The sequence below is a fragment of the Gordonia sp. JH63 genome (assembly GCF_009856645.1).
GTDB classification, from domain to species: Bacteria; Actinomycetota; Actinomycetes; order Mycobacteriales; family Mycobacteriaceae; genus Gordonia; species Gordonia hongkongensis.
Genome location: NZ_CP047235.1, coordinates 1,490,413 through 1,512,163, shown reverse-complemented (window position 1 = coordinate 1,512,163; position 21,751 = coordinate 1,490,413). Strand labels below are relative to the sequence as shown.

Sequence of the window (21,751 nt, the reverse complement as noted above, 5' to 3'; positions counted from 1 at the left end):
CTGACCGGTAGAGTCGGGTCTTCCACGTGAGGTGAGGGAGGCGCCGTGTCCGTCGGTCCGACCCACGACGAACCACTTCCTCCGGGCGCTCTCGTCGGGCGTCACCGCATCGAGCGCCTCCTGCGCAGACGCGTCGCCGGCACCGACTACCTGGCGACGGCCCCGTATCCGGGGGCGCCCGCCGAGCGCGTGCTGCTCACCGTCGTGGACCGGACCACCTCGGCCACCCCCACGTTCCGCAACTGGTTCCGGGATGCGATCGAAAAGGCTTCCGCGATGGCGCATCCCGGAATCGCGCGGATCACCGGACACGGCGTCGCGGACGGCCGGGCATGGGTGGCGGTGGCCCCCGTGCCCACCTCCGACGCCGCCCTGCTGATCCGGCGCCATCCCGACGGCATCGACATCGATCTGGCGGTGCGCATCGTCACCGTCGTCGGCGATGCACTCGACGCGGCTCATCGCCGGCGCCTGGTCCACGGCAACGTCTCCCCCGCCGACATCCTGCTCACCGGCTCCGCAGACCCGAGCGTCGCCGCGGCGTCGGTGCCCGGCGCCGTCACGCTCACCGGTTTCGGCCTCACCGCACCGACGGCGGGCGACGAGATGCCGCACCCGGCAGCCGATGTCGCCTCGTTGGGACGTACGCTCGTCGAACTGCTGACCGGCGCCGGGAGCGAAGCGAGCGGGCCGAATGTGACCGGCACAAGCTCGGTCGCTCGGCACCGGGTGTCGGGAGCAGTGTCGCCGGCGTTCTACGCCGTGCTGGCACGGGCGCTCGACGCCGATTCAGCACACCGATACCGCACCTGTGCGGAATTCGTCCGAGCGGCCGAGCTCGCCCTACACCTCACCCACTCCGACGGCGAACCACCGACCGAGGTCATCCCCGCGAGCCACCCTGACTCCGAATATGATTCCAGTGCAACCGATTCCGACACGACGGAGGTCGTGGACAGCGCGGGGCCGGCCGTCGGCGTCCCGCGCGTGTTCCAGCCCGCCGGTCATCCGGATCGGCCGACCGAGGTCGTCACCGACCGGCCGCGGGGGGCCGGGCCGGTGAACCGGCCGTCGACACCCCCACCGATCGCGCGCCCGCCGACGGCCTCCCCGTCGATGCGTCGACGACGGCTGATCGCGCCGTTCTTCGCCGCCACGGCGATCGTCGCGGTCGTCGTCGGAACGGTGATGCTGCTCGGCGCCCGCACCACACCGCCGCCGTGGCCGGCGGGCGTCGCTCCTATCGCTGCCGCCTTCCCGCAACTCCTGCCGGAGACGCCCGAGGCGTCGGGGTGGGGAGATGCCGACTGTGAGCCCGTCGTCCGCGACGGCATCGACGGGATCTCGTGCACCGACGCCGCGAACGTCGGATTCGTGGTGTGGCACACGCCGACGTCACCATCACGCGCTGCCGTCACCACCGGCCTCAAGGGCTACCCCGGGGACGAGATCAGCTGGCGCGACGGTCCGGCGTCGGCGAGCCGGGACAGCGTCGTCGACGGTTGGGTCGTCACCAATTTCAGCGGGCCACCGCATGCGCAGTACACCCTGGTGACGACGTGGCCCGGACACACCGGCCGCGACATCCTCGACGACTGGTGGCGCACGGCGCCCCTCGGCTGACGACCGTGACCGGGACGAAGGCCGACCCTTCGTGACGCAGGGAGCAGGGGGCGAGAACCGCCCGATGACGCCTGTCCTCAACGCCCGCGCAGCCCGTCGATCCGGTCGGCGACCTCCATCGCGGTCGACGGACGGGAGCCGGCGAGGGCGAGACAGTTGGCGATGAGGGTGCGCTCGTCGCGGTCCAGGTTCTCCGAGAGGGCCGGCGGCGTCGACAGCGCCGCCCGGATTGCCAGCAGCGGCTGGGTGTCCGGCACCTCCCCGTACACCCCGTCGCCGGTGAGGGCACGGTGCAGACACGCCCCGAGCGACCAGATGTCGGTCGCCCGCGACGGCACATCGCCGGCCAACAATGCGGGGTCCATGTACTGCACCGCGCCGGGCTGGGCGAAGCTCGTGATGGGCTCGTCGGCCGCCAGCACCCGGGCCAGACCGAGATCGGAGATCTTGCCGCCGGTCTCGGTGACCATGATGCTCGACGGCGTGATGTTGGCGTGCGCGATACCCGCTTCGTGCAAGGCGTCCACGCCGCGCGCCGCGTCGGCGATCGCCGCCAGCTTCTCGTCTCGGCTGAGCTCGCGCGCCGGACTACCCAGCGAGCCGAGCGGGAAATACTCCATCGCATACATGAACTGGCCCTGCAGCACGGCGTCGTAGAGCCCGGCGAGGTAGGGCGAGACGACGGCGGCGAACGCCCGCAGTTCGCGTACCCCGCGGCGGTAGGCGTCGTCGCTGCAGACGCCGCCGAAGACCTTCACCACGACGCGGTCGGTGGCCACGCCCAGTCGCGCGGGGGGTACGGCGAGATAGAACGTGCCGTTGCCCCCCATGCCGAGCTTCTCGAGCACCGTGAAATCCGCCAGCTGCTGCGGGATCTCGACTTCTGGCATGTCAGTGCCTCTCCGATGATGAACCGATGTTCGGACTGGACGGATCGTCGGCCGCCCTCGTGGGTGCGGATGGTGCGGCCGGAGACGGGTAGAGCATCGCGACGCGGTCGCCCAGCGATTCCTCGCTCGTCTCGGTGTTGTCGACGACGGTGACCGGAACGGGTACGGCCGGATCGCCTTCGTCCGATCCGGCGACGGTGAACGACACGGCGTTGTCGCGGTGTCGGCGGGGATCCTGCACCGACACCGAAACCCCCTGTTCGGCAACAGCGTTGAGGTCGGCCAGCCACCGACGCCGAGAGCCGGATGCGACGACGGTCAGCGACCGCGACCCGAAGAGCGCCAGACCCGCGGCCATCAACGCAGCGGTCCGCCCGCTGCGATCGTCCGCGGCGATACAGGTGATGGTGCTACGACTCGGTGCCACGGTGTCATCGGCGGTCTCGTCGACGACGGCCACCGGAGCCGATCGCAGCGACTCCCCCAGGAGCCGGTCGCCACTGTCCACGAGGACGAGGTCGGCATTGGCGTTCTCCGACATGGCCTCGAGGTCGGCTGCGGGATCGGCGCTGAACCGGCACAGCACCGACACCGCACCCGCGCCGGTCAGCGACGAGCCCAGCTCGTTGAGGCGCTCGACGGCCGATGCGATCGCCGCGAAGTCCGGTACGACCGGAATCCCGACCTCGAGCGGACGCACGGACCGGTCCGGGGCGGTGAGCAACCCGGCCAGGACGACGTCGAATCCCGTGGTGCAGTCCAGCATTCGACGATGCCGCGCCCGCAGGTCGGCGGTCGTCCCGACGGGATCGCGCATCAGCACCAGGACCCGAGGGGCGGTGGCGGTGGCCAGGGCGCGACGTTCGGCGGCGGCGATGTCATTGGCCACCACCTTGTCCGGATACACCACGCGCAGCAGGGGTTCGGTCAGGATCGTGGTCACGAGCGCCATCACCACGAGCATCGCGAACAGTTCGTCGCTCAGCACGCCGAGTTCGCGCCCCGCGGCCAGGATCACCAGCTCGGTGAGTCCGCGCGTGTTCATGAGCACCGCGATGGCCGCGCTCTGTCTGGTGGGGATGGCGCTCGCCCGCGCGCCCGCATAGGCGCCGAGGAACTTGCCCGCGATCGCGACGAGCAGGACCAGCAGCAGCTGCCCCATGCCCGCGACGCCGATCTGGGTGAGGTCGACGTTGAGGCCGGTGACGACGAAGAACATCGGCAGCAGGAGCAGCACGCTCGCCTGCTCGAGCCGTTCGAGGATCTCCCGGTGCAGCTGTTCGGCTCCCACCTTCGGCATCACCGCGCCGAACACGAAGGCGCCGAAGATCTGATGGATGCCGATGACGTCGGTGGCCGTCGCCGAGAGGAAGAGTCCGATCAGGATGACCGCCAGGATGTCCGGCGTGAGCCGGCCGGCGCTGTCGCGCCAGGCGATCAGCTTCGCCAGCAGTGGACGGACGACACCGAACATCACCGCGGCGTAGACGAGCGTGAGTCCGACGATCTTGGCGACCTCGAGCGGACTGCCGCCCTGGATGATGGCGATGATGAACGCCAGCAGCGTCCAGGCGAGGATGTCGTCGATGGCGGCCGCGGCCAGGCTGAACACCCCGGGAATCGTTCTCATCATCCCGCGGTCGGTGAGGATCCGCGCCAGCACCGGGAAGGCGGTGATGGACATCGCGACACCCATGAACAGCACCATCCCCAGCCGCTCGATCTCCATTCCCCCGACCATGTCGTGCGAGGGATAGAGCAGCAGGCCGAGGGCCGCGCCGAGGGCGAACGGCAGCGCGATCGAGAATGCCGAGATGCTGGCCGCCGCGCGTTCACGCCCTTTGGTCAGCCGCATGTCCAGTTCGAGGCCGACGATGAACATGAACAGCACGAGGCCGATCTGGGCCAGTGCTCCCAGCAGCGGCCGGACGTCGTCGGGGAAGAGCCACTGGTCGGGATTGCCGGGCAGGAGCCCGAGCAGGCTGGGACCCAACGCGATCCCGGCGGCGATCTCGCCCACCACGGCCGGCTGACGGCAGGCACGCGCGATCATCCCACCCACCCGGGCGGCGGCGATGACGATCGCGACGTCGAGCAGCAGGAAGGCGACCGTGTGTTTGTCCATGACCTCGGATCCGTTCTCAGATACGGGCGTGGTGTGACTCGAAGATGAAGTGGCGCCCGCCGATCCGGACATGCGACCCCGGCACCAGCACGTGGGCACGATGCGGGAGCAGCCGGGTCTCCCGGTTGCCGCTGCTCGGATCGGTGACGAAGGTGCCGTTCGCCGACCCGAGGTCGACGAGCTGCACCGTCCACTCCACCAGCCGGATCTCCACGTGGCGACGCGAGAGCTGACCTGTCTCGTCCTGCACGCGAATCGGTTTGGGCGAACCCGCCGGTCCACCGCCGGCCGAGCCCGGTTCCCGGCCGATCACCAGGTCCTCGTCGAGGAGGAAGGTGAACCCGTTGTCGAGCAGCAACCAGCCCAGCGGCGGCCGCTCCCCCTCGACGAGGAACGTCGTCAACTGGTCCATCCGGATTCCGCAGACCCCGCACAGCCACGACTGCGGATGGTTCAGATGGCCTCGCGAACAACGGATGCCGTGCACCATGGCCCGCGACGCCTCGATCTTGACGACCTCGGTCGCGGGTTTCTGATGCTCCTCCTTGGGCAGCGGCGCGCGCGGTTCGAGCGGTTCGGCGAACGAATTCGGCGCGGGAGCCGGCTCGACGCGAGGCCGGCCGCTCGGCGGGTTGGCGTCCCGCGGCGGCCGCTCAGGTGGGTGGGAAACGTTCGGGGACAACGGTTCCGACCCGAACGGACCGCCCAGCGGAGTCGAGGTGAACGGCAACGGATCGGGTGCCCGCAGGTCGGCACCACCATCGGCGCCGGGCGCCATCCGCTCGGTCGTGCCCATCGGGTCCGGCTCCGGCGGCAAGTCGTCGAAGGGCGACCGTTTCCGGATGGGCTCGGGCGCCGGGGGTTCCGGCGCCCCGGGTGCCGGCTTGTCGAGATCGTCCAGGGCCTCGGTCGGTGGACCCGCGTCCGGGTCGGGACGGGACGGTTCGACGGCCGGTTCCGGCCGCGCCGCCGCCGGTTCCGGCCGCGCCGCCGCCGGTTCCGGCCGCGGTTGCGCCGGTCGCTCCGCCAGGGAGTGGAATTCGGTGCCGCGCAACCCCAGCGGGGTGTGCAGCAGCGCGCCCGCGGCAGGCACCGTGCCCTGGACCAGGTCGAAGCGCTCGTCACCGACCTCCGCGGGCTTCGTGCCGGCGAGGTAGAGCCCGAGACCCTCGAACGGCCACGGCACGGCGCGGTCATAGGAGTCGCCCGCGGGCGGCTCGATCCGCTTGCCGTCGGTCTCCCCGTACACCCGACCCGAGAGGAAGATCGCGATGCCGGCATTGTCGGGAGCCGCGAAGGCGATGTCGACCGGGTCGTCGGCGGTGGCCACCAGCTGAGCCAGCGCCCGTACCAGGTGCCGGCCCCGCCGCGGTGCCGAATCCGGCACGACCACCGCTGATTCGATGTCGAGCAGATCGGTGAGGAAGGACGCGGGCACCGCGTCGTTCGTCAGGCACAGGAACGCCGGGGTGCGGATCACGATCCCCCCACCGGGGATCAGCGTCACCGTCGGCGTGACGCTCGGGATGTCGCCCGGACCGGTCACAGGAACCGTCCTCCCTGGAATCGCCAGTGAGGGAAGACGGCGCGTAGTGGACCGTTGACCGCCACCCACACCAGCAACCAGGTGGTGACGAACTGGACGGTGAACACGACGGGCGACGGTTGCAGCGGCTCCGGGATCAGTCCGGTGCCATCGATCACGATCCACACCAGGATGCCCTCGTTGATCGCCGTGAGGAGCCCGAAGAGCGTCGGCCAGTCCTTTTCCCAACGGAACTGCTGCAGGAAGTGGTACAGGAATTCCCAGAGCACCCCGAGGACGATGACGGTGACGAGCACGGTGAAGGCGACCCGGTAGACGTCGAGGATCGACGGGTCCCCCGAGGAGATGAGCCACAGGAACGGGACGAGCACGATGGTCCACAGGCCGCCGAGGATGCCGAGCACCAGCACGCGGGTCTGGATTCGCCCCCACAGGGTGGGCAACATGTCAGTCGACTCCCTTGTTGTTCATCCAGCGCCACCACTGGGCGGTCGATCGCCAGGGCGTCAGTCGTCGACAGAACCCCTGGCGGGCAAGGTCGTCGACGATCTCGAGGGCGGCGATCTGCAGACCGAGGAAGGTGTCGACGCCGGGAAAGTAACCGCCGAGCGTCGCGCTGCCCGAGGCGTACAGCTTGCCGTTCCCGCTGCGTGTCCCCTTCAGCTCGAAGTCGCGTTCGACGTCCATGCGGCCGACCGGGTTGATGCCGGCGCCGGTGTGGTCCAGCAGATCACGCAGCAGGCGGTGCTCGCGGACGTCGGCTTCGAGTCCGGTGCAGTCGATCACGTAGTCGGCGTAGATCTCGAAGGTGCCGTCGGGCCGGTGGTCCTGCCGGATCGGTGCATGCGGATCGACCCGCACGGTGGTCACCACCCCCTGCCCGCCCGCAGCCGGCAGCAGACTCTCCGCCTTGCCGACGGCGACGCGGTACCAGCCCTCGCGCCGCCCACGGGCCAACTGCTCCTGCCAGTCGTCGCGGACAGGGGTGTTCGTCCCGCCCATCTGCTTGTACGCCTCCGCGCGCTCGTGTCCCTCGAGCTTGCGCATGCGGGCCTTGAGCTGCCCGCCCCAGACCGACTTCGGATAGTTGAAGCCCTGGTAGGCCCAACCGTCTTTGCCCTTGCGCCGCATGAAGATGTGTGGGCCGTGGGGTTTGTCGTAGTACGTGCGGAAGAGGTGCACGATCTGCGTCTGGAGCCCGTACGCGTCGCGATCGTCGATGAGCCGCTGCAGGACCCGCGACGCGACGATCCCCGCTCCGCGGATCACCACGGTGCCGGGTTTGCGTTGCAGCGATTGGTAGATGTGCTCGTGCGACTCGTAGGCATTGACGACCTTGCTGGCGTCGCGGTAGGTCTCGCGGAACGCCTGGAGATCGGGCAGGAGCTTGATCCCCGGGTATCCGATCGCGACATGGACCCACTGGCTGCGGAAGGCCACCCGCTTGGTGGGCGAAGTCCCCTGCGGCGGTGTGAGAATCGTGAAGTAGCCACCGGCGGCGCGGCGTCGGATCATCCGGACCTGACCACGGTGCAGGCACTTCAGGTAGCCGATCCGTTCGCATTCCTTCTGCATCGACTCGAACGCCTGCCCGGCCCTCGGCGTGTAGAAGTTCGCGAAGACGGGCTCCACCAGCACATTCCACAGCGGCTTGAGCTTCTTCTCCGCCCAGGCCTCCCGCACCGCGTACGACGGGAAACCCCAGATGTTGTCCGGGGTCGACGCGGAATCCGAACGCAGGCGCTCCGTGCGCGGGATCTGCGACACCCGGGTCAGGTACTCGTAGCTGTGCCAGGGCACGTCCTGGGGGCCGAGCACCGCGATCCGGTCGAGCGGCACCCCGCAGATGCGCAGATAGTCGACGGTCACGAATGACCCGATGCCCGAGCCGACCGTGACGAACGGGACGTCGACGATCGGGATGCCCGCGGCCTCGATCATCGCATCGGTCCAGATGTCGGTGTCGACCAGCCCCGGTGTCAGATCGCCGACGGCGCCCGCGGGCCCGGGAGCGCCTCGTCCGGGCGCCGGAACAGGCCCAGGGCCCGGCCGCGGCGCGGGGGGCGCCTGGCCGGGCATCGGTCCGGGACGAGGCGGAACGGGCGGTGGGGGTCCCGGGCGACGCGGGGCGGGCCCCGGTGGCCGCGGACCCGGTGCGCCCGGCAGGGGCCCGCCGGGGTCGGGGACGACACGCGTCGGACCGTGCGGCGGCTGGGTCACGACCGGACCCGGGTGCGTGGTACCGCCGGCAGGCCGCGTCGACCGACGCGGGCGGCATGCGTCGCGCCCCGAGAATGCCGGGACGCGTGCGGAACACGACGGGACATCGCTCCTCCAGGTGAGCAGACGCGGTTACGGATGGTGCGGTAACTCTAACCCGCGGCGATGCTCGCGACGGGGTTATATAACCCGAACGAATTACACCCGTCGCACCAGGTCAGCCCCTGAACTGCGCGGAGTCGGGCAGGCCTGCCGGTGAACGCACCGGTGCATTGTGCCGGTATCGAACGTGACATCGAGTGTTGACAAATAGCGGCCCGTCGAAATACGTTCGAGTCATCCGCTGTGGTCTGTTTCACCGGCCGAGCCGCCCACCCCGAAGGGATGCGACGATGACGAAAGCACTGACCCCGACCGACCGGGAGCACGAGGCCCCCGCCCGCTACGTGCCGCAGCACGACAAGTCCGGCAGCGACCACGATTACGACCAGGTCCTCGACGACCTGTCCGCGGCATCGGTCCATCGCAACTTCGACCCGTACGTCGACATCGACTGGGACGCGCCGGACATGGCGATCGTCGAGAACGATCCGCGGTGGATTCTGTCCTACGAGGTCGACCCGATCGGCCGCCACCCGTGGTACCAGCAGTTGCCGCAGGAGAAGCAGATCGAGATCGGCATGTGGCGCCAGGCCAATGTCGCCAAGGTCGGCCTGCAGTTCGAGTCGGTCCTGATCCGCGGCCTGATGCAGTACAGCTTCAAACTCCCCAACGGTGCCCGCGAATTCCGCTACACCACGCACGAATCCAAGGAGGAGTGCAACCACACCCTGATGTTCCAGGAGTTCGTCAACCGAACCGGCATGGACGTTCCCGGGGCCAAGCTGGGCTATCGCCTCATCTCTCCTCTCGTTCCGCTGGTCTCGACGGTCTTCCCCACCGTCTTCTTCTTCGGTGTGCTCGGCGGCGAGGAGCCGATCGACCACATCCAGAAGGACTTCCTGCGCACCCGCGCGAGCCTGCACCCGACGATGGCCGCGGTGATGCAGCTGCACGTCGCCGAGGAAGCACGCCACATCTCCTTCGCCCACCACCTGATCCGCGAGCAGGTGCCGCAGCGCGGACGCGTCCAGCGTTTCCTGTTGTCGCTGATGCTCCCGCTGACCATGCGCATCCTCTGCGGCGCCATCGTGGTGCCCCCGCGGAGCTTCGCCAAGCGGTTCGACGTGCCCGACGCGGTCATGAAGGACATCTTCTGGCGGTCGCCGGAGTCGAAGCGGTTCCTGCGCAACGTCTTCGGTGACGTCCGCATGCTCGGCGAGCAGAGCGGACTGATGAACCCGGTCTCGCGCCTGCTGTGGCGCGCGCTCGGCATCAGCGGCCGCCCGTCGCGGTTCCGCAGCGAGCCCACCTACACCGCGGCCTGAACCCGAACCCCGAACGCAGGTAGAACCCGAGACCATGCCCCACGTCGTCACCCAGGCGTGCTGCGGCGACGCGTCGTGCGTGTACGCATGTCCCGTCAACTGCATCCACCCCACGCCTGAAGAGCCCGATTTCGGCATCGCCGAGATGCTGTACATCGATCCCGCGACCTGCGTCGACTGCGGCGCATGTGTCAGTGCGTGCCCGGTCGGCGCCATCGTCCCGGGACATCGCCTGACGGAGGGTCAGGAACGGTTTGTCGAGGTCAACGCGGCGCAGTACCACGATCCGGCCGACGGCGCGGCGCGCTTCCCGGTCGACCCGGCCCGGCGCCTGCCGCTGGCTCCCATCGACCGGCCCCGGCAGCTCGCGGTCGACCGGCCGATCTCGATCGGCATCGTGGGGTCCGGCCCGTCCGCGATGTACGCCGCCGACGAGCTGCTGCGGCAGCCGCAGATCTCGGTCACCATGTACGAGCGTCTCGACCGGCCGTTCGGGCTGGCACGGTTCGGCGTCGCGCCCGATCACCTGCACACCCGCAAGGTGATGGAGCTGTTCGACGACATCGCGCGCAACCCGCGGCTGGAGATCCTGCTGAACACCGAGGTGGGCCGCGACCTCACCCTCGCCGACCTGCGTGCACGGCACCAGGGCGTCATCTGGGCGGGCGGGGCCCCCACCGACCGTCAACTCGCGCTGCCGGGATTCGATCTCCCCGGAGTGTCCAGCGCGACGTCCTTCGTGGGTTGGTACAACGGCCATCCCGACTTCGCCGACCTCGACGTCGATCTCGACACCGAGCGCGTCGTGGTCGTGGGCAACGGCAACGTCGCCCTCGACGTCGCACGCATCCTCGTCGCCGACCCGGGCACCCTCGCCGCCACCGACATCTCCCGTCCGGCACTGGCGAAGCTGCGGTCCTCGTCGGTCCGCGAGGTGGTGGTGATGGGCCGTCGCGGACCCGCGCACGCGGCCTTCACCCTGCCCGAACTCATCGGACTGGTCGACTCGGGGGTCCCGGTCACCGTCGACGCCGCCGACCTCGAAGCGCTGCCCGCACCCGCCGACCTGGACACCACGACTCGTGCCAAGCTCGATCTCCTGGCCGAGTGCGCCGCCCGCCCCGAACCCGAGGGCCGTCGAATCCGATTGGCGTTCTTCGCCTCTCCGATGAAGATGACCGCCGGTGCGGACGGCCGCGCGAGCACGTTGACCGCGGGCCGCAACCGCCCGGTCACCGACGACTCCGGAGCCGCGGTCGGCATCGAACCCACCGGCGAGACGGTGGGGCTCGACACCGGGCTCGTCCTCACCTCGGTCGGTTACCGCGGTGTCGCGGTCCCGGGTCTCCCGTTCGACGACGCGGCCGGGATCATCCCGCACCTCGACGGCCGCGTGCTCGACGGGACCGAGCCCGTACCCGGGATGTATGTGACCGGCTGGATCAAGCGCGGTCCGTCGGGCTTCATCGGCACCAACAAGACCGACTCGGCGCAGACCGTCGCCTCGTTGCTCGACGACCTCGAGTCGAACGCGACCGAGGCCTCGGCACCGCGTCGCCGTCGGTTGCTCGGCCGACGCCTCGGCGTCGCGTCGTCCGTCGCCGGCCTCGATTGACGGACTGCTGCGCTAGATTTCAGCCATGGGGCTCCCCGCGTACCAGCGCACCACCGTGCGCGCCGATCTGTCCGATCTGCCCGCCGACGTCGCCGCCACGCTGCGCGACCATGCCGAGTCGACACAGCTCACCGTCACCGACGACCTGCCGGCGTGGATCACCCGGAGCATCAACCCGCCGTCGACCACGTTCTTCGGCAAGCTCTTCGGACGACGCAGCAACCCCGTCGACCCCGATTCCGAGCACCAGACGCTCATCGTGCTGCATCCGACCCACCTGATCGTAGTGGTGTCCGGGGCCGAACGTGGGGTGTCGGCGCTGTCGTGTCCGCTCGCCGTCGCGTCGATGTCGTCGACCCCGTATGTCCCGGAGTCCGACGGATTCTCGGTGACCGGCTTCGCCGGTCACGAAGGACGTCCGGGCAGCTTCTACCTCGGAACGGGTGAGCCGGCGGGCACGGAATGCCGGGAGGCCGTTCGCTCGGCCATCGTCGCCGCCAAGAATCCGTGAGGACCGCGGACCGCACTGCGCCGCTCTCGCGACCCGCGCTGGGTCTCACACTCGCGCTGATCTCGTCGGCCTGTTTCGGCATCTCGGGGGTGCTCGCCCGGGCCATGATCGAGGCGGGATGGACGGCCGGTGCGACCGTCACCGTCCGCATCGCACTAGGCGGTCTGGTCCTGGCCATTCCCGGCTTCCTCGCCTTTCGCGACCGTCGGCAGCCGCTGCCCGAGCAGCCGGGCCGACGGTCCTGGACGGTGCTCGTCGCCTACGGACTCCTCGCGGTGGCCGGCTGTCAGCTGGCCTACTTCTATGCCGTGACTCACCTGCAGGTCGGCGTCGCGCTGCTCATCGAATACACCGCCCCGGTCGCCGTGCTGGTGTGGATGTGGCTGCGCCACGGTCAGCGTCCGGGTCGCGTCACCGTGCTCGGCGCGGCACTCGCGATCGGCGGACTCGCGCTCGTCCTCGACCTGACCGGCGACGTCCCGATCAGCGCGATCGGGGTGCTGTGGGCGCTCGCCGCGATGGTCGGGGCCGCCGCCTACTTCGTGATCTCCGCCGACGACCGCACGGGCTGGCCGCCGCTGAGCCTGGCCGCGGGTGGCCTGCTCATCGGCGCACTGGCCCTCGTCGTCGCCGGACTGACCGGGATCCTGCCGATGACCATGACCACGGACCCGGTCGAGGTCGGTGCGCTCGAGGTGGCCTGGTGGATCCCGCTCGTGCTGCTGGGTGTGGTCTCGGCCGCCATGGCCTACGGCTTCGGCATCGCGGGCGGCCGGCTGCTCGGGGCCCGGGTGATGTCGTTCGTGGCGTTGTCCGAGGTGCTGTTCGCGGTGGTCTTCGCCTGGCTCGTACTCGACGAACTGCCGGCACCGATCCAACTCGCCGGCGGCCTGCTCATCGTGCTCGGCGTCGTCTGCGTGCGGCTCGGCGAAGCCGTCCCGGCGGTGTCGCGCGACTGAGAATCACCGTGCGCGTTTGTGAATAATGTTGCGCACCTTGCACATCTGTCCACAGGTTCGACGTGTTGGCACGGAATGTGTCGCACGTCGCAACGGGCCGGGGTAATCTCGTGCCCCATGTGGGGGGAGGAACCACGCGCGACGAGGATGTTCTCGAGGTTTGACTACATCGACGCCGCGCTCACGACTGCGGATCGGTTCACCGATCTCGTGCTCGGTGTCGGCGACCCCGACACCCGGCTTCCCGACGCCCCCGCCTGGACGCTGACCGATTGTGTTGGCCATGTCGCGATGGCGCCGTCGCGCTTCCTCGAACTCGCGCGCGGCGAAGGTGAGTGGTGCTGTTCGGCGGTCGACGTACCCGACTTCAATGCCAAACAGATCGCCAACCTGCCGACGCGCGACGTGACACTGCTCTGCCGACGATTGACCGACGACCTCCGCGAACTCGTCGACGAGGTGTCGCATTTCCACGCGCAGGTCCCGAAGATGCACTTCGACGGCGACCGCGTCATCCGGGCCGACGCCGCTCTCGGCCTGCTGATCGGCGAGTTCGTGGTGCACGCCCACGACATCGCACGCGCTGTCGGGGCCCGCTGGTGGGTCGAACCGGACGTGGTGCTGATGATCATCCGGGCACGCCAACACATCCTGCCCAGCTGGGTCGATCCGGTGCACGCCGCCCGGCACTCCGGCACCTACGACATCCGGCTCCGCGGGTGCGGCGAACGGCACGTCTACGAGTTCACCGACGGCGAGTTGCACATCGATCCGCCGGAGCCACGCCGGGCCGATGTCCACATCAGCGTGGACCCCGCGACCGCTCTCCTCGCCGGTTACGGTCGCCTGTCACCGGGGTGGGTCGGCCTCACCGGGAAGGGCATCGCCTGGGGTGCCCGGCCGTGGCTCGCGCCGCGACTCGCCCAGCGGTTCCTGCCTGCCTGATCGCCCCGCTGCAGAGCGCGCGACCAACCCCCGCTCCCTGTTCCGAAAGAAGCACATAACCCTTGCTCCCTGAGGTGTGAGGAGCGATAGACGGTATGAGGGCCTTGGGGCCGAAGGCCTCAAGCTGCAAACACATCGTGGGTTGCTGCTGCTGAGTTCACACTCGGCGGTAGCACCACATTGCAGATCAGGAGGCCTCCGGTGATTGTTCAGGGTACAAGTGTCGGATTGGATGTTCACGCACGCTCGGTGGTCGCTCACGCCATCGATGAAGACACCGGGCAGGTGATTCGGGAGACCTTGGTCCCTGATGCGGCGACCATCGTCAGCTGGCTACAAGGCCTGGCCCCGCCGGTGCGGGTGGCCTATGAGGCCGGTCCGACCGGCTTTGGATTGGCGCGGGCGATCACGGCGGCCGGGATGGAGTGTGTGGTTGCCGCGCCCTCGAAGCTGCAGCGGCCAGCCGGGGACCGCGTCAAGACCGATGCCCGAGACGCTGCACACTTGGCGAAGTTGCTGCGCCTGGGCGAAGTGGTGGCGGTCAGTGTTCCTGAGGTGGGCACCGAAGCCGCACGGGATCTGGTCCGCGCCCGCGAGGACGCCCGCAGCGACTTGATGCGCGCTCGGCATCGATTGTCCAAACTGCTTCTGCGACAGGGGATCGTCTACTCCGGCGGGAAACCCTGGACCGGTGTTCATCAGCGGTGGCTGCAGCGTCAACGTTTCGAGCTGCCGCTGCTGCAAGCCGCCTTCGACAACGACCTGGACGCGGTGTTGAGCGTGACCGCCCGCCGTGACCGCCTCGATGAGCTGATCGAACAGACCGCGGCCACCGATCCGTGGCGGGCGGTGGTCACCCGGCTGTCGTGTCTGCGGGGCGTGTCGACGCTGACCGCGTTCGCTTTGGCGGTCGAGATCGGCGACTGGTCACGGTTTAGTGGCGCCACGATCGGCTCCTACGCCGGGTTGGTGCCCTCGGAATACTCGACCGGCGGGACCCGCAGTCAGGGATCGATCACCAAGGCCGGTAACGCCCACGTGCGGCGGCTATTGGTCGAGGCGGCCTGGCAACACCGACGCCCCTACGCCACACCCGGACAGACCATGCGCCGCCGGTGGGAGGCTGCTACACCGGCTGCCCGCGCCCGTGGCCATGCCGGCAATCGTCGGCTACACAAGCGCTGGCAACAATTCGACCGCCGCAGCAAACATCCCTGCGTGGCCAACACCGCGATCGCTCGTGAGCTCGCCGGCTGGTGCTGGTCGCTGGCGGTGCTCGACGACTAACCAGCACTGACACACAATCTTGGCCACCCGTCGCGGGACTCCCGCTGTGGTGAACAGGGAACGAATCCACGGCGTCGCTATGTGCGCCAGCACTTTTGGGTGCACGGTACGCACGTTTACATAGACCCGTCGGCCAGCGTTTTCATCTCCTGTCGAACACCGTTGAGCGGTAACCAACCCGCGTATATCAGTCCGACAACACCGTCGCGAGTAACGACCACCACACACCGCGGCGGGTGGCCAACCCCACAACAGCCCCTGAGAAGGAGGCAATTTCGCCATGGGACTTGACAGAGCAGCACTACATATCAGCGACGAGCCACGAAGGGCTGGCGAGCGTTGCACCTCGCCCTTCGTGGCTCGCTTCGCTCGCACCTCAGGGAGCATGAATCTGGACGCTCACGGGTGTTCTTTCGTAGTCCACAACGGCGCCGCCAGGCCTCAGATACTCCGGGCGCGCAATAACGTCGATCTTCAGTTGTCTTTCGCGGGTGAGGCCCGGTCAGCGACCGGTCGGCGAACCCGCCGGACGGCTCGCCCGGCGTCCCTGCCCGCGGGCGCCCGCCCGCTGCTGGTCACCGCCGCGCGACTGCCCGGCGCCGCGTCCCTGGCCTCCGGTTCGTGCGTCCGATGAGCGCGAACCGCCCGCGCGCGAGTCGCTGCGAGCCGGACGGCCGCGGCCCTCGCCGCGAGTACCGCGCGAGTCACCGCCGGTGGCGTTCCGGCCGCCGCCGGTTCCGGCGCTCCGGCTCTCGCCACGAGCGCCGCCGTTGCCGCCCTGGCCTCGGCCACGACCGCCGCGTCGACTCCCCTGCGAACGACCGCCCTGGGAACGACCTCCCTGGGACCGGCCGCCCTGCGCACCGCCACCACGAGCGGCCTCGGCGGCTGCCCGTGCCGCAGCGGACACGCGGGGGGCGCGCTCGCCGACGAGCTCGTCGACGGCTGCCGACGATGCGTCGACAGCGATGGGTGTCACCTTGATCTTGGCCTTGCGCAGTAGCTGTGCGACCTCACGACGCTGTTCGTGCAGGCAGACGGTCACGACGTCGCCGGCCGACCCGGCACGGGCGGTGCGGCCCGAGCGGTGCAGGTACGCCTTGTGCTCGGCCGGCGGATCGACGTGCACGACGAGTTCGATGCCGTCGACGTGCACGCCACGGGCGGCGACGTCGGTGGCGACGAGGACGCGGACGTCGCCCTCGCCGAATGCGGCCAGGTTGCGGTCGCGCTGCGCCTGGCTGAGATTGCCGTGCAGGTCGACGGCCGGGATCCCGGCCTCGGTCAGCTTCTTGGCGAGCTTCTTGGCCTGGTGCTTGGTGCGCATGAACAGGATGCGTCGACCGGTGCCGGAGGCGAGCTCGGCGACGAGATCCTGCTTGTCTGCCGAGGAGACCTCGAAGACGTGGTGGGTCATTGCGGCCACCGGCGACTCCGCCGAATCCACCGAGTGGAGCACCGGGTTGTCGAGGAACCGCTTGGCCAGTTTGTCGACGCCGTTGTCCAGCGTCGCCGAGAACAGCATCCGCTGACCGTCGGCGGGGGTCGCGGCGAGGATCTTGGTCACGACGGGCAGGAAGCCGAGGTCGGCCATGTGGTCGGCCTCGTCGATCACGGTGATCTCGACCTCGTCGAGCCGGACGATGCCCTGACGCATCAGGTCCTCGAGACGTCCGGGGCACGCGACGACGATGTCGACACCGCGCCGGAACGCCTGCTCCTGGCGGGTCTGCTTGACGCCGCCGAACACGGTGGTGACGGTGAGTCCCACGGACGCGGCGAGCGGCTCGACGACCGCGGCGATCTGGGTCGCGAGTTCGCGGGTCGGCGCCAGGATCAGTCCCGTGGGTGCCCCCACGTAGCGCTTGACCTGCATCTCGGCCAGACCGGCGACGAGCGGGATGGAGAAGGCGAGGGTCTTGCCCGAGCCGGTCTTGCCGCGGCCCAGGACGTCCTTGCCGTCAAGGGTGTCGGGGAGGGTGTCCTTCTGGATCGGGAAGGCGTCGGTCTTGCCCTGAGAGGCGAGAACCTTGACGAGTTCGGCTGGGACACCGAGGGATTCGAACGACACACCAGGCGCCGACGCAGCAGCATCGGTGGAGGTGGCCGGGTTTTCGAGGACAGCAGTCATGTGGTGTGCAGGTTTCTTCCTGTGCTTGGCACGCGAACAGCACGACTGACGTGCAGGGGCGGTGCCGGTGGCGAACACGCGGGTGCGCGAGCTCGTTCGCCGTATGAAGTCAATGGCAGGTGGCCGACCGGTGTCGGATGCCCGGACCTGCGAGAGAGGCGTTCTACGACGCTAGACGCGCCCTGTACGGGCGCATCACTTCTGGCAACAGTACGCGTCGGTGATCGATACCGCGAATCGCTGTGATGCACGTCGCGTTTCGCCCACACCGGCAGGGTCGTCGAAAATCCGACCGAAGACCGCCCAGGACGGTGCTTCCGACGGCACGCGGTCGACGCTGCGCCGCCCGAGGGCGGTTTCAGCGGCGCTTCCCGGGCCTGCACGAACTTGAAAGGTTGTGTCCCGCAACCTCAGAACGCCTCACTGAGCATCACGGCAACAGTGCCGGGCTCGAGCGCGTCGAAGACGTGCTCGACATCGCCGGGATACGAGATGTAGTCACCGGCCGACAGCACCTCGGTGGCCTCGGTGGGTCCGAGACGCGCTCGGCCGCAACTGATCACGACGTGTTCGATGATCCCGCGCGCATGTGGTGCCGACACCCTCGGCTTGCCCGGTTCGGCGCGGATGACATACATGTCGCGCCGCGACCCCGGCGACGCGGTGGACAACAGGGTTGCCGAGTAGTCGGCGTCCGCGGCGGGGATCACGGGCCCCTCACCGAACCGGATGACCTCGACGGTTGGCGTGGGCGAGTCCAGCAACGCCGAGAACTGCACACCGAGCGCCGTGGAGAGCGCCCACAGCGTCTCGACACTGGGGTTCCCCTCCCCCGATTCGAGCTGGGACAACGTCGACTTCCCGATCCCGGCACGACGCGCGAGCTCGGTCAGCGACAGACCCGCTCGTGTGCGTTCCCTCTTCAACGACGCGGCGACCAGCTCTTTGGGGTTCACCGACCGAGCCTCGTTCATCAAACCGTCCGATCGTCCATCTTGACGAACACACTTCTCTTGTTCACTATGATAGTCATGCGTTCGGCTTGGAGAACACTCGACACGGCGACTTTGCGCGCCGTCGTGGTGATGTCCCTGTCCGTTCTGGTCATCGGGACGTCGTACGGGGTGGCCGCGCACGGCGCGGGTCTCGCCCTCTGGCAGATCGTTGTGATCGCCACGGTCGTCCTCGCCGGATCGTCGGAGTTCGTCTTCGTCGGCATCCTGGCCGCCGGCGGCGCGCCGATCCTCGCCGCACTGGCGGGTTTGTTGGTCAACACCCGCAACTTCGGGTACGGCCTCGCCGTCGGGAAGCACCTGCGCGGCACCCCCGAGATCGTCCTCGGCGCCCACCTCATCAACGACGAGACGGCCGCGCTGGCGACCGCCGAATCCGACCCGCGTCGGGCACGGGCCGCCTTCCTGTTGTGCGGACTCGGCGTTCTGGTCTCGTGGCCCGTCGGCGCAGCACTGGGTGCCACGCTCGGCGGTGTGGTCGCCGATCCCGCGAGCCTCGGGCTCGACGCCGCCTTCCCCGCTCTGCTCGCCGCGCTGGCCATCCCGGCCCTGCGCGACGGCGCCACCTGGGCAGCCGTGACGATCGGCGCGGCGGTGGCCGTGGCCTCGACGCCGTTCCTACCGGCCGGGTTGCCCATCATGGGAGCGCTTGTGGGCTTCGCCGCCGTGGAGTCACTCCGCCGGCTTCGGCGGACCCCACCGAGCGCACCGGCCCTACCCGGCACGAGGACGGACACCGTGAACGAGACCGCATCGTCGCGAGAGGCGCTCCAGCACAACAGCGCTCCGGGCTGTCGATGAGCACCGGCATCTCCCTCGCCGTCGGCATCACGGTTCTCGCGCTCGGCACCTATGCGATGCGCGCCGCCGGACCCGTTCTGCGAAACCGCATCTCGGTCTCGGACGCGGTCGAGAAGCTGTTGGATCGGGCGACCGTGGTCCTGCTCGTCGCCGTCGCGCTGACCGGCGCTTTCTTCATCGACCACGACTTCGCCGGCTGGGCGCGGCCCGCCGGCGTGACGGTCGGGGTGATCGCGGCGCTGTTGAGGGCGCCCCTCGCGGTCGTGGTCATCCTCGCCGCGGCCACCGCCGCCGGCCTGCGGGCCCTCGGCGTCGCGTGAGTGTCGGCGAGAAAGTCACCGCACGACAGCCGGATTCGCGCAACTGTCCGGCACCGCCACGAGTGAACACGTCACCGGCATCCGCGTCGGGCGGTACCCCGGGCGAACGCCGTTGTCGCGAGTGATCTCACGGTAGGCGGCGACTGCATCGGTCGGGTGACGGGTCAGAGTCGGGTCACGCTCCGCATCGACGGTGTACAGACCGAAGCGCGAATCGAAGTCGCCCCATTCGTAGTTGTCGGTGAGACTCCAGTAGTTGTAGGACGCCACGTCGATGCCGTCCTGTCGGGCGCGCTGCAACCAGTAGACGGTGTCGCGAAGGTGATCGGCCCGGCGGTAACCGTCGGGCCGCCGGCCCTGCGGGTCGGTGGCCAGTCCGTTCTCGATCACCCGGATCTGCTTACCCGGGAACTGTTGCGCGACATGACGTAGCACGTAGTAGATGCTCTCCGGTGCCTGCGAGCTCTTCCAGAACTCACCGGAGGCACCATTGGCGACGGAGGCGTCGGTGACCGAGAACGAGTAGTAGTGGTCGACGCCCACGAAATCGAGCGTGTCGCGCATTCGCTGCGGGAAGACCGATTCCAGCCATGTCTGCAGGCCGGCGATCGGGTAGTACGCCATGTTCGACGACACCTGGGCGCCCGGCTGCACGCGGTGGATGTATCGGTGGATCGCCCGGTGCGCGGCGACGATCCCGTCGGCCATGAGCCCCACGTTCTGCGGCGCCACTCCCCCGTACATCAGTTCGCGCCGAACGTATTCGGTGGGTTCGTTGAAGGTGATCCACAGCGGGTCGGCCCAGGAGTACCGGTCGACCACACGCTCGGCGAAACGCACGAGGTCCGCGGACATCTGCGGACGGTTCCAACCCCCGAGATCCACCGCCCAGCCCGGGTGCACCCAGTGGTTGAGGGTGATCATGGGTCGCATCCCGGCGTCGACGACCGCGCGGATCACCCGGTCGTAGAACGCCCACCCTGCCGGATCATCCCGGCCGCGCGACGGTTCCACTCGCGACCACTCGACCGACGTCCGATAGATGCCGACGCCCAGGCTCTTCGCGCGGGCGATGTCCTCGGCGTAGCGATGGTAGAAGTCGACGGCGTTGCCGACACGGTGGGCGACCCGGCCCTGGTTTCCGTAACGGACCCAGTTGGAGTCACGGTTGTATCCCTCGGACTGGAAACCGGACTGGGCGACGCCGAATTCGAAGGCGGGGCCGAGCGGCGGAACGGATGCCGAGGCGGTCCCGACACCGCCGAGACCGCAGATCGCGAGCAGCATCGCGGCGCACGACATGGCCACGACGCCGGCCCGCACCCGCCGACGGCCACCACCGAGACGTCGCCTGCTCACGTTCAGAACGGACTCCCGGTGATGGGTGCGGCGCGATCGCACGGAACCGGTCGTGGATTCGCCGGATCGAGCGCGTTGAGCACGAAGAACGCCGCGCGACGCGACCCGGCGATCCCGGCATGCTCGGTGTAGTCGACCGAACACCCGTCCTGCACAACGATGTTGCGCACGTTCGATCCGCCCGGCGGCAATCCCAGCGTGTACGGCACCACGAGCTCGTCGTAGCGGGTGGCGATGTTGGTGTACCGGATCGACGGCAGGTAGTAGCCCCCGGCGGCGATCTTGCGCAGTACCGCCGCGCCGGGATCGAGCTGGGCACAGGCCTGACAGAACGGCACCTGCTCGGGCCGCAACCCGAGAGACCGGACGATCGGCATGATGACGTCGTTCCCACCGACCCCAGAGCCCCGCCACGCCGGAGCCAACGACACATAGTTGCCGATGGCATCCCGTCCGCCGAGGTACTTCGCGTAGTACGCGGGCACCACCGTCCCCTGGGAGTGGCCCACGATGTCGACCTTGGACGCGCCGGTCGTCCGACGGACCTTGTCCACGAATGCGCCGAACTGGGCGGCGCTGGCGGACATCTCACCCATGCCGCCGATCGCGCTGATCGGCCACGGGGTTCCCTTCACCGCGCCGTAGGTCAGCGCGAACACGCAGTAACCCTCGTTTTTCAGCAGCGGGACATAGGTGCCCCAGTTGGTCTGCTGCGATCCGCCGGTCCCGTGCACGAGGATGACCGGGTTGGGATGCTGCGCCGAAGGCTTGCAGTTCCAGTCGTTCGACCCGGGCAGCGAGCCCCCGGGGTCCGCGAGCTCGTTCGGTATCCCGGCCAGGAAGTTGTAGGTGACGGGCAGCGGGTCGGCGCGCGCCGGTGCCACGGTCACGACCAGCACCCCGATCACGGCGACGACCAGGCCCCACACGATCCTCGGCGATCTCATGGACGGAAACTAACAAACCGTCTCAGGGCACG

Annotated in this window: 18 protein-coding genes; 9 read left to right on the top strand and 9 right to left on the bottom strand. The window is 69.0% G+C overall.

All coding sequences use genetic code 11. The features are described from left to right. The first annotated feature begins 45 nt into the window (after nucleotides 1-45). On the top strand, nucleotides 46-1,623 hold the full coding sequence (locus GR168_RS06835) for a serine/threonine protein kinase (protein ID WP_159370374.1): 1,578 nt from the start codon (nucleotides 46-48) through the stop codon (nucleotides 1,621-1,623). Between the two features lie 77 nt (nucleotides 1,624-1,700). On the opposite strand, the gene GR168_RS06830 is transcribed toward GR168_RS06835, so the two are convergent. Genes GR168_RS06830 through GR168_RS06810 form a run of 5 tightly spaced genes read right to left on the bottom strand, consistent with a single transcriptional unit; the run spans nucleotide 1,701 to nucleotide 8,125 of the window. Next, on the bottom strand, nucleotides 1,701-2,513 hold the full coding sequence (locus GR168_RS06830) for a protein kinase (RefSeq protein WP_159370373.1): 813 nt from the start codon (nucleotides 2,511-2,513) through the stop codon (nucleotides 1,701-1,703). A 1-nt stretch (nucleotide 2,514) separates the two neighbouring features. Then, the gene (locus tag GR168_RS06825) at nucleotides 2,515-4,638 is read right to left on the bottom strand and encodes a cation:proton antiporter (protein ID WP_159370372.1); all 2,124 of its coding nucleotides are present in this window, start codon (nucleotides 4,636-4,638) and stop codon (nucleotides 2,515-2,517) included. Between the two features lie 16 nt (nucleotides 4,639-4,654). After that, nucleotides 4,655-6,184, bottom strand: coding sequence for an FHA domain-containing protein (locus GR168_RS06820; RefSeq protein WP_159370371.1), 1,530 nt, complete (start codon nucleotides 6,182-6,184; stop codon nucleotides 4,655-4,657). Beyond that, nucleotides 6,181-6,630 (bottom strand): hypothetical protein, encoded by a 450-nt coding sequence (locus GR168_RS06815; protein WP_065630183.1) that lies wholly within the window; start codon nucleotides 6,628-6,630, stop codon nucleotides 6,181-6,183. The genes GR168_RS06820 and GR168_RS06815 overlap by 4 nt, the downstream gene beginning before the upstream one ends. A gap of 1 nt (nucleotide 6,631) precedes the next feature. Beyond that, nucleotides 6,632-8,125: a hypothetical protein gene (locus tag GR168_RS06810; protein ID WP_238995037.1), complete on the bottom strand. Its 1,494-nt coding sequence runs from the start codon at nucleotides 8,123-8,125 to the stop codon at nucleotides 6,632-6,634. Nucleotides 8,126-8,796: 671 nt separating this feature from the next. Here GR168_RS06810 and GR168_RS06805 point away from each other — a divergent pair. From GR168_RS06805 to GR168_RS06780, 6 genes are all read left to right on the top strand, one after another. Further along, nucleotides 8,797-9,831 carry a diiron oxygenase gene (locus tag GR168_RS06805; protein ID WP_078112166.1) on the top strand — a complete coding sequence of 345 codons (1,035 nt, stop codon included), beginning with the start codon at nucleotides 8,797-8,799 and terminating at the stop codon, nucleotides 9,829-9,831. Between the two features lie 34 nt (nucleotides 9,832-9,865). Beyond that, nucleotides 9,866-11,446 (top strand): 4Fe-4S binding protein, encoded by a 1,581-nt coding sequence (locus GR168_RS06800; protein ID WP_159370369.1) that lies wholly within the window; start codon nucleotides 9,866-9,868, stop codon nucleotides 11,444-11,446. A gap of 25 nt (nucleotides 11,447-11,471) precedes the next feature. Next, nucleotides 11,472-11,957, top strand: a complete 486-nt coding sequence (locus tag GR168_RS06795) for a hypothetical protein (protein ID WP_159370368.1) — start codon at nucleotides 11,472-11,474, stop codon at nucleotides 11,955-11,957. Then, on the top strand, nucleotides 11,954-12,916 hold the full coding sequence (locus GR168_RS06790; protein ID WP_159370367.1) for an EamA family transporter: 963 nt from the start codon (nucleotides 11,954-11,956) through the stop codon (nucleotides 12,914-12,916). Before GR168_RS06795 ends, GR168_RS06790 begins: the two co-directional genes overlap by 4 nt. A gap of 147 nt (nucleotides 12,917-13,063) precedes the next feature. Next, nucleotides 13,064-13,861: a maleylpyruvate isomerase N-terminal domain-containing protein gene (locus tag GR168_RS06785; RefSeq protein ID WP_238995036.1), complete on the top strand. Its 798-nt coding sequence runs from the start codon at nucleotides 13,064-13,066 to the stop codon at nucleotides 13,859-13,861. Between the two features lie 201 nt (nucleotides 13,862-14,062). After that, entirely contained in the window at nucleotides 14,063-15,148 is a 1,086-nt protein-coding gene (locus GR168_RS06780; protein WP_137808695.1) for an IS110 family transposase, read from the top strand. 502 nt (nucleotides 15,149-15,650) lie between these two features. Here GR168_RS06780 and GR168_RS06775 read toward each other — a convergent pair. Both GR168_RS06775 and GR168_RS06770 read right to left on the bottom strand, forming a co-directional pair. Continuing rightward, the gene (locus GR168_RS06775) at nucleotides 15,651-17,279 is read right to left on the bottom strand and encodes a DEAD/DEAH box helicase (RefSeq protein WP_159370365.1); all 1,629 of its coding nucleotides are present in this window, start codon (nucleotides 17,277-17,279) and stop codon (nucleotides 15,651-15,653) included. A gap of 410 nt (nucleotides 17,280-17,689) precedes the next feature. Then, the gene (locus tag GR168_RS06770) at nucleotides 17,690-18,253 is read right to left on the bottom strand and encodes a helix-turn-helix domain-containing protein (protein WP_065630190.1); all 564 of its coding nucleotides are present in this window, start codon (nucleotides 18,251-18,253) and stop codon (nucleotides 17,690-17,692) included. A gap of 57 nt (nucleotides 18,254-18,310) precedes the next feature. Here GR168_RS06770 and GR168_RS06765 point away from each other — a divergent pair, with 57 nt between their 5' ends. Next, entirely contained in the window at nucleotides 18,311-19,093 is a 783-nt protein-coding gene (locus GR168_RS06765; protein WP_159370364.1) for an AzlC family ABC transporter permease, read from the top strand. Then, complete coding sequence (locus tag GR168_RS06760; RefSeq protein ID WP_068971187.1) at nucleotides 19,090-19,413, top strand: AzlD domain-containing protein; 324 nt, start codon at nucleotides 19,090-19,092, stop codon at nucleotides 19,411-19,413. Before GR168_RS06765 ends, GR168_RS06760 begins: the two co-directional genes overlap by 4 nt. 15 nt (nucleotides 19,414-19,428) lie before the next feature. Here the strand turns inward: GR168_RS06760 and GR168_RS06755 are convergent, their stop codons facing one another. Further along, on the bottom strand, nucleotides 19,429-20,715 hold the full coding sequence (locus GR168_RS06755) for a family 1 glycosylhydrolase (protein WP_159371854.1): 1,287 nt from the start codon (nucleotides 20,713-20,715) through the stop codon (nucleotides 19,429-19,431). A gap of 59 nt (nucleotides 20,716-20,774) precedes the next feature. After that, a complete protein-coding gene (locus tag GR168_RS06750) occupies nucleotides 20,775-21,719 on the bottom strand; it encodes an alpha/beta fold hydrolase (RefSeq protein ID WP_068971188.1) in 945 nt (314 codons plus the stop codon). Nucleotides 21,720-21,751: the final 32 nt, after the last annotated feature.

Coding starts and splice junctions, on each gene's coding strand:
- GR168_RS06830 (WP_159370373.1), bottom strand. CDS start 2,513: ATGCCAGAAGTCGAGATCCCGCAGCAGCTGGCGGATTTCACGGTGCTC.
- GR168_RS06825 (WP_159370372.1), bottom strand. CDS start 4,638: ATGGACAAACACACGGTCGCCTTCCTGCTGCTCGACGTCGCGATCGTC.
- GR168_RS06815 (WP_065630183.1), bottom strand. CDS start 6,630: ATGTTGCCCACCCTGTGGGGGCGAATCCAGACCCGCGTGCTGGTGCTC.
- GR168_RS06810 (WP_238995037.1), bottom strand. CDS start 8,125: ATGATCGAGGCCGCGGGCATCCCGATCGTCGACGTCCCGTTCGTCACG.
- GR168_RS06805 (WP_078112166.1), top strand. CDS start 8,797: ATGACGAAAGCACTGACCCCGACCGACCGGGAGCACGAGGCCCCCGCC.
- GR168_RS06800 (WP_159370369.1), top strand. CDS start 9,866: ATGCCCCACGTCGTCACCCAGGCGTGCTGCGGCGACGCGTCGTGCGTG.
- GR168_RS06795 (WP_159370368.1), top strand. CDS start 11,472: ATGGGGCTCCCCGCGTACCAGCGCACCACCGTGCGCGCCGATCTGTCC.
- GR168_RS06785 (WP_238995036.1), top strand. CDS start 13,064: ATGTTCTCGAGGTTTGACTACATCGACGCCGCGCTCACGACTGCGGAT.
- GR168_RS06775 (WP_159370365.1), bottom strand. CDS start 17,279: ATGACTGCTGTCCTCGAAAACCCGGCCACCTCCACCGATGCTGCTGCG.
- GR168_RS06770 (WP_065630190.1), bottom strand. CDS start 18,253: ATGAACGAGGCTCGGTCGGTGAACCCCAAAGAGCTGGTCGCCGCGTCG.
- GR168_RS06765 (WP_159370364.1), top strand. CDS start 18,311: ATGCGTTCGGCTTGGAGAACACTCGACACGGCGACTTTGCGCGCCGTC.
- GR168_RS06760 (WP_068971187.1), top strand. CDS start 19,090: ATGAGCACCGGCATCTCCCTCGCCGTCGGCATCACGGTTCTCGCGCTC.
- GR168_RS06755 (WP_159371854.1), bottom strand. CDS start 20,715: ATGTCGTGCGCCGCGATGCTGCTCGCGATCTGCGGTCTCGGCGGTGTC.
- GR168_RS06750 (WP_068971188.1), bottom strand. CDS start 21,719: ATGAGATCGCCGAGGATCGTGTGGGGCCTGGTCGTCGCCGTGATCGGG.